9 protein-coding genes are annotated in these 13856 nt (G+C 56.7%); 2 read left to right on the top strand and 7 right to left on the bottom strand.

Going from position 1 to position 13856, the window contains the following annotated elements; genetic code table 11:
- Positions 1-25: 25 nt before the first annotated feature.
- From wzc to INF58_RS20125, 3 genes are read right to left on the bottom strand one after another with little or no spacing between them, the layout of a single operon-like run.
- A complete protein-coding gene (wzc, locus tag INF58_RS20135) occupies positions 26-2188 on the bottom strand; it encodes a tyrosine-protein kinase Wzc (RefSeq protein WP_063868351.1) in 2163 nt (720 codons plus the stop codon).
- Between the two features lie 2 nt (positions 2189-2190).
- Positions 2191-2634: a low molecular weight protein-tyrosine-phosphatase Wzb gene (gene wzb, locus INF58_RS20130; RefSeq protein WP_063450260.1), complete on the bottom strand. Its 444-nt coding sequence runs from the start codon at positions 2632-2634 to the stop codon at positions 2191-2193.
- Between the two features lie 6 nt (positions 2635-2640).
- On the bottom strand, positions 2641-3777 hold the full coding sequence (locus INF58_RS20125; RefSeq protein WP_022648641.1) for a polysaccharide export protein: 1137 nt from the start codon (positions 3775-3777) through the stop codon (positions 2641-2643).
- Between the two features lie 693 nt (positions 3778-4470).
- Here INF58_RS20125 and INF58_RS20120 point away from each other — a divergent pair.
- A complete protein-coding gene (locus tag INF58_RS20120) occupies positions 4471-6054 on the top strand; it encodes a TerC family protein (protein ID WP_063868350.1) in 1584 nt (527 codons plus the stop codon).
- A gap of 90 nt (positions 6055-6144) precedes the next feature.
- Here INF58_RS20120 and asmA read toward each other — a convergent pair whose 3' ends face one another.
- The 3 genes from asmA to udk all read right to left on the bottom strand — a co-directional run bounded on the left by asmA (position 6145) and on the right by udk (position 9333).
- Positions 6145-7995 (bottom strand): outer membrane assembly protein AsmA, encoded by a 1851-nt coding sequence (gene asmA, locus INF58_RS20115; RefSeq protein WP_193528379.1) that lies wholly within the window; start codon positions 7993-7995, stop codon positions 6145-6147.
- Positions 7996-8018: 23 nt separating this feature from the next.
- Positions 8019-8600, bottom strand: coding sequence for a dCTP deaminase (gene dcd, locus INF58_RS20110; protein WP_006811250.1), 582 nt, complete (start codon positions 8598-8600; stop codon positions 8019-8021).
- Between the two features lie 91 nt (positions 8601-8691).
- Positions 8692-9333 carry a uridine kinase gene (udk, locus tag INF58_RS20105; protein ID WP_000130320.1) on the bottom strand — a complete coding sequence of 214 codons (642 nt, stop codon included), beginning with the start codon at positions 9331-9333 and terminating at the stop codon, positions 8692-8694.
- Positions 9334-9675: 342 nt separating this feature from the next.
- Here udk and INF58_RS20100 point away from each other — a divergent pair, with 342 nt between their 5' ends.
- Positions 9676-13005 carry a diguanylate cyclase gene (locus INF58_RS20100; protein WP_193528378.1) on the top strand — a complete coding sequence of 1110 codons (3330 nt, stop codon included), beginning with the start codon at positions 9676-9678 and terminating at the stop codon, positions 13003-13005.
- Here INF58_RS20100 and alkA read toward each other — a convergent pair.
- A complete protein-coding gene (gene alkA / locus INF58_RS20095; RefSeq protein WP_193528377.1) occupies positions 12970-13842 on the bottom strand; it encodes a DNA-3-methyladenine glycosylase 2 in 873 nt (290 codons plus the stop codon). The two genes, INF58_RS20100 and alkA, sit on opposite strands and share 36 nt — an antisense overlap.
- Positions 13843-13856 lie beyond the last annotated feature (14 nt).

Here is a 13856-nt window from a genome sequence, read left to right as displayed (position 1 = left end):
GGTGTGGGGTGTGGGGTGTGTTTTGTTATTTAGAGTCAGACTTGTATTCGTACTCGTAATAGCCGTAATCCTGATACCCGGTCGCGCGGCGGAAGATGGAGTTCAGGATGACCCCTTTCACCTCGATGCCGTTCTGCTCGAAGCGGCTCAGGCTGGTTTCTACTTCCTTCAGGGTGTTCACCGCATAGCGTGCAACCATCAGCGTGGTGCCCGCATGACGCCCCACGACGGCGGCGTCGGTGACGGCCAAAATTGGCGGGGTATCGATCAGCACCAGGTCATAGTTTTTGCTCGCCCACTCGATCAGCTGCGTGAAGCGCTCGCTCATCAGCAGTTCAGACGGGTTCGGCGGCACCTGACCGCGCGGGATCAGGTCAAATTTGGGAATCGACGTCGGCTTGGCGCTCTCGCTGATTTCCCCTTTCCCGAGCAGGATTTCGGACAGGCCGTTAACGTTGTTGGTCCCCAGCAGCTCATGGGTGTAGCCCTTACGCATATCGCAGTCGATCAGCAGCACGCGCTTGTTGGTCTGGCTCACCACCGCCGCCAGGTTGGCGCAGACGAAGGTTTTACCGATTGACGGGCTTACGCCGGTCATCATCAGGACGTTGTTTTTGGCCTGCATCATGGCGAAGTGGAGGCTGGTACGCAGGCTGCGCACCGCTTCAATCGCCAGGTCGGTCGGGTTACCCACGGCCAGCAGCTGGCTCTGTTTGTAACGCTTCACGCCCTTAACGGTTTTGACGTTGTCACGCGACTTCTGCCACTCGGAAAGCGGGATGCTGGCGTAAACGCTGATACCGTGCTCTTCCAGCACCTGCGGGCTTTCGATACCGCGGTTGAACAGGGAGCGCAGCAGCACGCCGACGATGGAGAGCATCAGGCCGAGAATAATGCTGCCGAAGATAATCAGCGCCTTCTTCGGCTTCAGCACACCCGGCTGGGTGATCGCCGGGTCAACGATACGCACGTCGCCGACGGTGCTGGCTTCGGTGATTTTCAGCTCCTGCTGTTTGTTCAGCAGCTGCATATACACCTGCTGGCCAGATTCCACGTCACGCGTCAGACGCACGATTTCCTGCTGCGTCTTCGGCATAGCGGTCACGCGGTCGTTCAGCTTCGCCTTCTCTTCTTCCAGCGTGCGGCGTTTCTCCAGCAGCGTGCGGTACGCCGGGTGACGCTTGGTGTAGAGCTTGGAAATTTCCGCCTCTTTGAAGGTCAACTCGTTCAGCTGCGCGTCGATATTGACCATGGAGTCGAGAACCGATTTCGCCTCCAGCGGCAGGTCGACGGAGTCTTTATCCTGACGGTACGCGTTCAGCTTGTTCTCGGCGTCGTCCAGACGGGCGCGCACTTCCGGCAGCTGTTTACTGAGGAACGCCAGGCTTTTCGCGGCTTCCGCAGACTTGCGCTCGATATTCTGCTCAAGATAGTTGCGAGTGATGCTGTTCAGGATGTCGCGGATTTGATCTTTATCTTCACCGGTGAAGGTCATGCTCAGAACGCCGGTGTCCTTGCCGTTTTCGGTAACGGTCAGGTTGTTTTGCAGATTGTTGATCATCCCGAGCGTGGAGAACTTGGTGACAGTAAACTCACCGCCCTCGTGCGCGTGGATGGCGCCAACCCGGATGCTCACGCCGTCTTTGGTCAGCATCTGCCCCACCTCTCCGCGCACGCTCAAGCCCGCGTCGCTGGTCAGCTGATACTGTTTCGGTCCCAGCACGGTCAGGGTAAAGGTTTGGTCCCCTGCCCCTTTTGGAATCACGAAGTCGGTAACTTTTACCGTATCGTTACTGCGCCCCATCAGGCGATCCCAGCCTGCGCCAAATACCGGGAAGGTATTTTTGGTGACCGCAATATCCAGCCCCAAATCGTGAACCGTTTTGCCCAGAACCAGGCGCGACTGGATCAGCTGAATTTCGGCTTCCGACGCCGGTGGCTTATTGGCCAGTGCCGAGCCGATATCCTGAACCAGTGAGTTACCGGTGTTCTGTTCGATCTGCACCAGCGCATCGGCGCTGTAAATCGGCGTCGCGAACAGCGTATAAACGATCGCCGCCACGGCAAAAACGGCGGTAATACCCAGCACCCACCATTTCGCTTCAATAACAGTCCCGACAAGACGACCGATATCGATTTCATCACTGCCCGACGTCGGGGCGGCAGAAGGTTTTGTTTTTTCTGTCATTGTTATCCCTGCTGAGCTTTCAGTGCCTGCGCCCACTGGCGGGCAGACTGGTCTAGTAAGGTGTATACCGCCTCAAAGGCCTCGCGGCTCTTGCGATACGGATCGGGAATTTCGCGCTCACCATCCCAGTGACCAAACAGCATCACCTTGCCGCGCATCTCCGGTGCGATATCGCACAGCGCGTGAATGTGGCGTTTTTCCATCGCGAGGATCAGGTCATATTCCCGGCACATCCGGCCAGAGACCTGACGGGCAACGTGCCCGTCGAGTGAGAGGTTATGTTCAAGGGCTACGCTCGATGCACGCTCGTCGGCACCTTTTCCAACCAGCGCGCCAAGCCCTGCGGAGTCGACCGTTAACGCAGGCTGGTAATTCTTCAGCAGCCTTTCAGCCGTGGGGGAACGGCAAATGTTCCCCACGCACACCACCAGAATTTTGTTAAACATCGCGGCTTACCAGGTATGAATGTCGCTCGCCGTATCCGTCATGTAGCGAACGCCACTGATGGTAGGCAGCAACTGGTTGATCAGACGGTTCCAGCGGGCAACCGGCGCGGTGGTGACGTAGACCACATCGTATGGCTGGAGACGGAACGACGTTGCCATGACCAGAGACGTCGCGTCGGACATATCCAGCTGGTAGATATTGGCAATTTTGCCCTTCGCGTTCTCGCCTTTGATAGGACGGATCACGAAGATGCCGCTGGCGTTGGAGGCGGTCAGATCGATGCCTTCCGCATTGCCCAGCGCTTCGGTCAGGGTCATACCGCTGAAGTCCATCTTGAGGGTGCTCTGTTTCTTCACTTCGCCCATCACGAACACTTTCAGATCGTCATTGCGCGGCACGTAAAGAATGTCGCCCGGATAAAGCAGGCGGTTCTGGGTCAGGTCGCCGTTTTGCATCAGCGCCTGAAGCGAAATGCGCTGCTCTTTGCCGTTGTGGGTCAGCACCACGTTGCGCCAGTCGGCGCCGTCGGTTAAACCGCCCGCGGCGTTGATCGCGTCCAGAACGGTGAGCGGTACGTTGGTGATAGCCTGCTGGCCGGATTTGTTAACCTGGCCGGAGATATACGCTTTCTGGGAGCGGAACGCGGCGATATTAACGTCCACCTGCGGGTCAGCAATGTACTGCGCCAGGCGGCCGGTAATATCACTACGGATCTCAGCAAGCGTTTTGCCTGCAACGTGCACTTTACCAATGTACGGATAGAACATGGTGCCATCGGACTGGACCCAGTTACCGGTGTCGCTTGAGCTGCGGTACTGGCCCGCAGGCGTGGTCAGTTCCGGGTGATCCCAGACGGTCACGTTAATAACGTCACCCGGCCCCACGCGATACTGGTAAGAGGCAATTTCCTGGTCCAGCGACATATTTGGCTGAGCAACGTTCGGACGCGGGCGCAATTGTTCTACCAGACGTGGGGTTAATGGGTAAACATTCACCATTTTGTCGAGATCAAAGTCAGCGTCCTGCTGCTTAATCACATCCTTGCCCATTGTTGACATATTGCTGCCGGGAAAGACCGTGCAACCACTCATCAAGGTCACAGACACCAATAATGGCATCAATTTCATTTTGGATTTCATCATTGATTATTTATCACTTTGGCAGAGTAATTATCCTGTGCAATTTAAATAAGCGCGGGTCGTGGTGACAATCAGAATGCAGTTAATCATTTAGCAATATAACTGGCATCAGTCCTAAAGTAAGCTTATTCATCTGTTGGCTATTGACAGAATAATTGAGGCTGATTCACACGCTTTCAGGCACGCTACCGCCCTTGGCTTTCAGTTACCAATACACTGACTAAACAATGCGTTATGGATAGACACCCTTCTGAACATGGCCTTTTGTAGAATATATCAACCACGTCAAAGGCACGGTTGATAATGAATTACCTTCACTAAAGACCGAAACAAAAATAGCAACAACGAAATTTAACATTTGATGCTGGGAGAATTGTTGCAGCTAACCTAATAGCAGGCAAGGAGACAACCGTCCTAATATTCGTTTTTAAGATTAATATTAAGAGCAAAGTTTTGAGGTTTTCGGATTTTCTTTATATTGACAAAATTGCGCGCCAAACCATTTACTGCGATATATCCTAAATATCGTTCATTGTAATTAAATCTTCGCAATTAACTTATTTACAGCGCGCCCTAAATCGGTTTTACCTCAGTGTAGCATTAAGAGAAATCTCACCCCGGCATTGCAATTTTGGTCGGCTTTATCCATGATCGAAGTGTGACATTCGTCATATAACAGAAGGTATTGCGTTTACTATGGAATGGATTGCCGATCCATCAATCTGGGCCGGGCTGGTGACGCTCGTCGTCATTGAATTAGTGCTCGGGATTGATAACCTGGTGTTTATCGCCATCCTTGCGGATAAATTGCCTCCCTCGCAGCGCGACCGCGCCCGCGTGACGGGCCTTCTGCTCGCCATGGTGATGCGTTTGCTGCTGCTGGCCTCTATCTCCTGGCTGGTCACGCTGACCAAACCCCTCTTCACCGTTCAGAGCCTGAGCTTTAGCGCCCGCGATCTGATCATGCTTTTCGGCGGGCTGTTCCTGCTGTTCAAGGCTACCGTTGAGCTTAACGAGCGGCTGGAAGGGAAAGACAGCGAAAACCCCACCCAGCGACGCGGCGCTAAATTCTGGCCGGTGGTCGCACAAATCGTAGTGCTGGACGCCGTCTTCTCTCTCGACTCAGTGATCACCGCCGTCGGGATGGTTGACCACCTGGCCGTGATGATGGCCGCCGTGATCATCGCCATCACCCTGATGGTGCTCGCCAGCAAGGCCCTGACGCGATTTGTAAACAGCCACCCGACCATCGTGATCCTGTGCCTCAGCTTCCTGCTGATGATTGGCTTTAGCCTCGTTGCGGATGGCTTCGGCTTCCATATCCCAAAAGGCTACCTGTACGCCGCAATTGGCTTCTCGGTGCTGATTGAGTTTCTGAACCAGCTGGCCATCTTCAACCGCCGCCGCTTTCTCTCCGCGAACCAGACGCTACGACAGCGCACCGCCGATACGGTGATGCGCCTGCTGAGCGGCAGGAAAGAGGATGCCGAGCTGGACGCCGAGTCCGCGGCGATGCTTGCCGACCACAGCGACGGGCAGATCTTCAACCCGCAGGAGCGCCGGATGATAGAGCGTGTGCTCAATCTCAACCAGCGCTCCGTCAGCAGCATCATGACCTCCCGTCACGACATTGAGCATATAGATCTGACGGCGCCGGAAGAGCAGATCCGCGCCCTGCTGGATAAAAACCAGCACACCCGCGTGGTCGTCACCGGCGGGGACGAGGAAGAAGAGCTGCTGGGCGTGGTGCACGTGATCGACCTGCTGCAACAGCAGCTGCACGGTGAGCCGCTCAACCTGCGCGCGCTGGTGCGCCAGCCGCTGGTCTTCCCGGAAGCGCTGCCGCTGCTCTCCGCGCTGGAGCAGTTCCGTAACGCGCGTACCCACTTCGCATTTGTCGTGGATGAATTTGGCTCTGTGGAAGGACTGGTGACGCTCAGCGACGTTATGGAAACCATTGCCGGTAATCTGCCAAATGAGGTGGATGAGATCGACGCGCGCCACGATATTCAGAAAAACGCCGACGGCAGCTGGACCGCTAACGGCCACATGCCGCTTGAAGATCTGGTGCAGTTCGTTCCGCTTCCGCTGGACGAGAAGCGCGAATACCACACCATCGCCGGTTTGCTGATGGAATATCTTCAACGTATTCCGCAGCCGGGCGAAGAGGTTCAGGTGGGGGATTACATGATTAAAACCTTGCAGGTGGAAAGTCATCGCGTGCAGAAGGTGCAGCTGATCCCGCTGCGCGGTGACGATGAGAGGGATTTTGAGGTGTAAAAAAGCCGGGTGGCGCTTCGCTTACCCGGCCTACGGTGTCTGGCTTTTGTAGGCCGGGTAAGGCGAAGCCGCCACCCGGCACAACAGGCATCAGAGCTTATCGAGCAGTTTTTTCACGTCCTTACCTGACTGGGACTCTTTATTGCGATCCGCCCAGTCATTCAGCCGACGTTTCGCTTCATCCTGAAGATGCTTACGCAGGATCTGATCGACCTGCAAACTGTAATTCAGCGCCTGCCACTTTCCGTAGACGCGCAGTGGTATTGGCGTCTCTTTCAGGAATTCAACAAGCTGGCCTTCACCTTCCCAGCCGGCCTTCACGCGGACGTTGAAGCGGGTATCAGCCGTCTCTTTCACCAGATCCAGCGCACCGTTTCCGGTCAGCGCCAGCAGAGACGAGGTTCCCTGCATCTCGTCGAGCGAGAGCTGACCGTTGTCGAGGGCAAGCTCGCTGGTAAAGCTGTCGAGACGGGTGGCGCTGTCGTAGTTTTCATTCGCCTTCACGCTGCTGCTGCGCTCTACCGCCTGCTGCACCAGCTGCTGGAAGTTCAGCCCTTCCATGCGCGAATCTTTCAGCTCAACGTGCGCCCGCCCCTGCCAGCCCCGGCGGAAGGCGTCCGCATCGATCTTCGTGCCGGAGAAATCCCCCGCCAGCGACAGTTGCCCCGTCAGGGCAATCGGATAGTTAAAGGCTTTCAGGATGGTGCCAATCTCAACGTTTTCCAGACGCGGCTGGAACGCGGCGCTGGCAACGTCTTTGCGTACGTCCAGCGTGCCCGGCAGGGAGAGATTCCCTGCCCCCATTTTTCCGCTGAGCTCAGAGATGACCAGCAGGCCATTGTGGTTGAACATCTGGCTGCTGACGTCGGTAAAATCAATCCCACGCCAGCGCACGCTGTTCGCTTTCAGCAGGATGTCGGCGGTAAAGCCTCGCAGGCCGTTATAGTCAGGCCGATCGAGATTGGAGGAGATCACCGGACGCGTTTGCGTGACCTGGCTTTGCCCTACCTGCGTGACCCCCTCATCGGCTGCGTTCACCGGTTGCGACGGAAGCAGATTCTCAAGGTTCAGCCTGTCGAATTGCAGATCCAGCACCCACTTAGGTTTTTCATCAAGCGTAACGCTCGCCTGTCCTTTAAGAGTACTGTCGTTCGCCTGGAGGTTTAGCGCGTTCAGTTCCAGCTGTTTGCGCTCTTCATGCCAGACCGCCTGCATCGTACCCTGGCCAGCGATACCTTTTGTGGGTAAATCCGCGCCGGTCAGCTGCCAGTTGAGCTGCTGAATATCCGCCGTCAGCTGATGCGGGTAGTCCGAAGCGTTTACGTTCGCGTTCATCGACAGGTTGAGATCGCGCTGATTGCGGTTGATCCGCCCGGAGAACTCCACGGTGGCGTGATGGCTGGCGTCCTGCTCCATCCTGAGGTTGATATTGCGTACGGTGATCTGCTCGTCGTCCTCATGCTGGAAAACCAGCACGCTGTCAGCGACCTTCAGACTACCAATATCGAACGACCAGCCAGCGTCAGACGGGACGTCAGGCAAGGTGTTTTCATGCGGTTCGACTGGGGCATCCGCCTGACGAACGGCTTCGGTTTGTGGCGTAAGCTGGATCACCGCGCCCTTCAGCATCACCTGTTCGACCTGGAGCTGATGGGACAAGAGCGGGATGAGCGCGACATCAAGACGCATGTTATCCGCGGTCACCAGCGGCTGCGCGGCGCCCGGCGCGGTAAGTGACATGCGCCCGGAGAGAATGCTGAGCTGAGGCCAGACGTGCCAGCGCAGCGGCCCGTCCAGCTTGAGTTCATACCCGCTGCGCGCTTCAACCTGTCGCACCATATAGGCCCGGAAGTCGTTCGGGTTAACCAGCAGCACCAACGCTGAAAGGCCAGCCACCAGCACCACCAGCAAAATCATCAGCGTTGTCAGAACTCTTCTCATGGCTTCCTCAGTGAACTCACAGATCAGTCTTTATCGATACGACTGGCAACCGCACCCTGCTGGTCGCGATATTTTGCGTCCTGACGGCGGTTATAAGGACGGTCTGCCGGGCCGGTCAGCGGCTCGAAGCTCAACGCACCAATCATCATTCCCGGGCGAAGCGCCAGCGGCAGTTTACCGGCGTTAAAGAACTCCAGCACGATACGGCCAGACCAGCCCGGATCGATACGGTGCGCGGTAACGTGCACCATCAGGCCCAGACGCGCCAGGGAAGAGCGTCCGTCAAGCCAGCCCACCAGATCCGCCGGCAGCGTGACGGACTCAAAGGTCACCGCCAGCGCCAGTTCGCCAGGATGGAGATAAAACGCCTCGCCTTCTTCAATGACGATTTCGTCACTCATGACGCGATCCAGCGCCGCACTGACTTCGTCTTTCGGCCCGCTGAGGTCGATAAACGGTGCCGTGTGGCCGCTGAAGGTGCGGAATTTATTCCCCAGACGCACATCAACGGTCACGCCGTTAATACGCTCAACCGGCGGACGCGGGGTGATAGACAGGCGGCCTTCATCCAGCCAGGCTTCTATATCGCGGTCACAAAGACGCATGGCACTTTCTCCTTTCGTGCATCGCGCCCTGAAGCTTTACGGCATCAGGGCAAAACCAGGTTATCTCTGAACGGTACACAATTCACGCGGCTTATTCAAAAAACTGACTGATTTTCGCTTTTAAGATGTCGATAGCAATACGGTTTTTACCGCCGCGAGGAACAATAATATCGGCGTATTGTTTTGAAGGCTCAATAAATTGCAGGAACATTGGGCGAACGGTTTTCTGATACTGCGCCATCACCGAGTCCATGGAGCGGCCGCGTTCGTTAACGTCGCGTTTGATACGCCGCATCAGGCAGATATCCAGCGGGGTGTCGACGAAAATCGAGAAGTTCATTGATTCGCGCAGACGGGCGTCGGTGAGCAGCAAAATCCCTTCAAGGATAATGACTTTCTTGGGCTCGATGCGGATCGTTTCCTGAGTGCGGGTATGTTCCACGTAGCTGTAGACGGGCAGTTCAATCGCCTCGCCACGCTTCAGCGCTTCCAGATGCTGGAACAGCAGGCTGTGATCCATCGCACTGGGATGGTCGTAGTTGGTTTTTACGCGCTCTTCCATCGAAAGATGGGATTGATCTTTGTAATAGCTGTCTTCGGGAATAACACCGATATGCTCATCACCCACTTGTTCACGCAGTTCGCGATAAAGCGTACTGGCAATAAGACTTTTACCTGAAGCCGATGCGCCGGCGATGCCTATGATGACGCACTGATGAGACTTATCAGTCATAAATTTAGCGACCTGATTAACCTGGATGTAAGGAAGGACGACGCCGGAGCGTCAAACGCGGCAATTATAGGGATTTCGGGGGCGTGATACCAGTCGAATGCGCAGGTTATGCGAGGCGGGCTGAAAAGCGCCCCTTCTCGCCTTTAGCGAAATTTTTACGCGCGTTTAATCGCCATTTCCACACCCTTCTTCGCAGAGTCACTATTTTATAAGTCTATGAAGTCAAAATCTGAGCACTCAGCATATGAATTGTAAAATGTTTGTACTAGCATAAACCAAATTATTACTTTTACGCGTCCGGACCTGGCTCCTGACAACACGGCGTCCCTGGATAGAGCGGTAATGAATAAACAATACCAGCGGGTTTTGGTCACTACCCCACATCCTTTACTGCGGCTTGTCTGTCTGGGTCTGGTCACGTTCATCTTCACCTTATTTTCCCTTGAACTGACTCGCTTCGGTACGCTGCTGGCGCCATTGTGGTTTCCGACCTCAATCATGATGGTGGCGTTTTACCGCCACGCGGGAAAAATGTGGCCCGGCATTGCGCTCGCCTGCTCCTTTGGCAATATTTTCGCCTCGTGGATGCTGTTCTCATGGGAATCGATCAGCATCACCTACACGGCGATCAATATCATTGAGGCCACCATCGGCGCGCTGTTACTGCGTAAGCTTCTCCCGTGGTATAACCCGCTGCAAAACCTCAACGACTGGGTCCGACTCGCCCTCGGCAGTGCCGTTGTGCCGCCGCTGGTAGGCGGCATTCTGGTGCATTTTCTGGTGCCGAGCGCGGAGCCGCTGCGTAATTTTCTTTTCTGGGTTCTGTCAGAATCCATTGGCGCACTGGCGCTGGTGCCGTTAGGTCTGCTGTTTAAGCCGCATTATCTGCTGCGCCATCGCAACCCCAAACTGCTGCTGGAAACGCTGGTCACCCTGGTCGTTACGCTGGTTCTGAGCTGGACGGCAATTACCTGGCTGCCGTGGCCGTTCACCTGCATCATCGTTCTTTTGATGTGGAGCGCGGTGCGCCTGCCGCGTATGGAAGCGTTCCTGATCTTTTTATTCACCATCATGATGGTATCCCTGATGATGGCGCGAAACCCGCTCTCCATGACGCCCTCCAGCATGATCGTCACCTTCAACGCGCCGTGGCTCCCCTTCCTGATGATGCTGCTCCCCGCCAACATTATGACGATGGTGATGTATGCCTTCCGGGCCGAGCGTAAACACATCACGGAAAGCGAAGCGCGTTTTCGTAATGCGATGGAATATTCCGCGATAGGCATGGCGCTGGTGAGCATTGAGGGCCAGTGGCTCCAGGCCAACAAGGCGCTGTGCAATTTCCTCGGTTACAGCCAGTCGGAGCTCCAGTCGCTCACGTTCCAGCAGTTAACCTGGCCGGAAGATTTAAATACCGACCTGGAACAGCTCGAACAGCTGATCCACGGCGAGATCAACACCTACAGCCTCGAAAAACGTTACTACACCCGCAACGGCGAGGTGGTCTGGGCGCTGCTGGCCGTCTCCGTCGTGCGACATGCCGACGGTACGCCGCTCTACTTTATTGCTCAGATTGAAGATATCAACGACCTGAAGCAGACCGAGTGGGTGAATAAGCGCCTGATGGAGCGTATCACCCTCGCTAACGAAGCCGGTGGGATTGGCATCTGGGAGTGGGATCTTGAGCCAGACGTGATTAGCTGGGATAAACGAATGTTTGAGCTGTACGAGATCCCTGCGCACATAAAGCCCTCCTGGCAGCTCTGGCATGACGCCATCGTGCCTGAAGATCGCGCGAACGCCGAACGGGTGCTGCGTGAATCACTCCAGGCCAGGGTCCCCTTCAAGCTGGAATTTCGCATTCGCGTCAAGGATGGCATTCGCCACATTCGTTCCCTGGCAAACCGGGTGCTGAACAAACAGGGCGAAGTGGAGCGGCTGTTAGGCATCAACATGGATATGACCGAGGTGAAGCAGCTGAACGAGGCGCTGTTCCAGGAAAAAGAGCGCCTGCATATCACCCTCGACTCCATCGGCGAAGCGGTGCTGTGTACCGACGTCGACATGAACATCACCTTTATGAACCCGGTCGCCGAGAAGATGAGCGGCTGGTCGCAAAGCGAAGCGCTGGGTCAGCCCGTGCTGGAAGTACTACACATTACCTTCGGCGAGAAGGGACCGCTAATGGAAAACATCCACAGCGGCGATATGTCCCGTACCGATATCGAACAGGACGTGGTGCTTAACTGCCGGAACGGTGGCAGTTTCGACATTCATTACAGCATTACCCCGCTCAGCACCCTGGACGGCCATACTATCGGCTCGGTGCTGGTGATTCAGGACGTAACCGAATCGCGCAAAATGCTGCGCCAGCTGAGCTACAGCGCCTCCCATGATGCCCTTACCCACCTGGCGAACCGCGTCAGCTTCGAAAATCACCTGAAGCGCCTGTTGCAGACGGTCCAGGAGACCCACCAGCGTCACGCGCTGGTCTTTATCGACCTTGACCGCTTTAAGGCGGTAAACGATACGGCAGGCCACGCGGCGGGCGACGCCCTCCTGCGCGAGCTTTCTTCGCTAATGCTGACCATGCTGCGCTCCAGCGACGTGCTGGCGCGTCTGGGCGGCGACGAGTTTGGCCTGCTGCTGCCGGACTGCAACGTCGAAAGCGCACGCTACATTGCGGGCCGGCTGATTGACGCCATCAACAGCTACCATTTTTCCTGGGAAGGACGCCTGCACCGCATTGGCGCCAGCGCGGGGATCACGCTGATTGACGACAGCAATTATCAGGCTGCGGAAGTGATGTCTCAGGCCGACATTGCCTGTTACGCCTCGAAAAACAGCGGGCGCGGCGTGGTCACCGTCTATGAACCCCAGCAGGAGCGGATCCACAGCACGCGCAGCATGATGTCGCTGGATGAGCAGTGGCACATGATTAAAGATAATCATCTGCTGATGATCGCCCGCAGCGTCGCCTCGCCGCGCATTCCCGAGAGCAGCAGCTTCTGGCTGATTTCCCTGCGGCTGTGGACCAGCCAGGGAGAAGTGCTGGAAGAGCATGCCTTCCGCGCCGGGCTCGGAGAGGCGGAGCTGCTGCACGCCCTCGACCGTCGGATATTCAGCGAGTTTTTCCGTACCTATGCCGCACAGGTGGCGGCCAAAGGTATGGGCGTCGCGCTGCCGCTCTCAGAGGCGGGGTTAGCCAGCGTCACGCTGGTGGATGAACTGCTCGACCTGATTACCAAAGGCCCGCTGCCGGCGCGGCTGCTGCATCTGGCGATCGCCGTTGATGTGCTGAACAACACGGATGAAAACGTGCAGCAGGGTCTGCAAAAGCTTCGTCATGCCGGCTGCCGCGTGGTGCTGACCCGCGTCGGACGCGACATGAACGTCTTCAGTCAGCTCAGCGCCACCACCGCTGATTATCTGCTGCTGGATGCAGACGTGGTGACCAACGTCCACGGCAATCTGATGGACGAGATGATGGTGACCATCATTCAGGGCCACGCCCGGCGTCTGGGACTAAAAACCATTGCCGGGCCGTGCCACCAGTCGATCATGATGGATACGCTGTCGGGCATCGGCGTTGACTTTATTTACGGCGATACCATCGGGGAAGCGCAGCCGCTCGATTTACTGCTGAATACCAGCTATTTCGCCATCAACTGACGACGACCAGCCGTCGGTGTACCAGATATGTAATAGCGCGTACGAGCGCCACGGCTGCCAGCGCTCGGCATAGCGACGGATCTGCGCAGGCGTCATGCCGGCAAAACGCTGCTTAATCAGATAATCATCCGGCAGGAAAACGTCCTTTGCCTGCCAGCCGCGCAGGGCCAGATAGTTAGCGGTCCAGCGTCCGATGCCGGGCCGCTGCTGTAGCGCCTTCATCCCAGCCTCCACGTCCGCAGGCGGGAACAGCGGGAATTCCCCGTCCACCACCGATTGCGCCAGATGAATCAATGACTCCGCGCGCCTGAGCGGCATTCCGAGGGCTTTTAACGCCAGCGGATCCGCCGCGGCCAGCACGTCTGGCGGAGGAAAACACAGGTAGCCCGGCGCATCCTCGATGGGTTCACCGCACAGCGCCACCACCCGCGACGCCAGTTTTGCCGCCATCGCCACGCTCACCAGCTGCCCGAGAATGGCGCGCACGCCCTGTTCGTATGCGTCCATCGCCCCCGGCAAACGTAACCCCGGACGCGCCGCGCCGAGATCGCCCAGCGTCTGCGCAATTTGCTGCGGATCGCAATCAAGATCGAACAGGCGGGCGATACGGTCGAGGCAGATGTCCGCCACCGGGATCAGGCCAGGGCTGAACGACACCGCCAGCGTATGGGTTGCGCTGTCCGGCGTAACCCGAAAAACGCCCTGCTGCCCCGCATAGCCAAAACTGCGCTCGTAGTAAGCCTCCGTGACGGTCTCCACCCCGGTGACCGCACGCGCGGCAAGAAAGCCAAACATCCACTGCCAGTCGTAGGGCGGTTGCCAGTTCAGGATGTACATCGTCTCTCCTTTTT

It is taken from the genome of Enterobacter cloacae complex sp. P24RS, assembly GCF_014982165.1.
GTDB lineage: Bacteria > Pseudomonadota > Gammaproteobacteria > Enterobacterales > Enterobacteriaceae > Enterobacter > Enterobacter quasihormaechei.
This window is presented reverse-complemented; position numbering and strand designations above follow the sequence as displayed.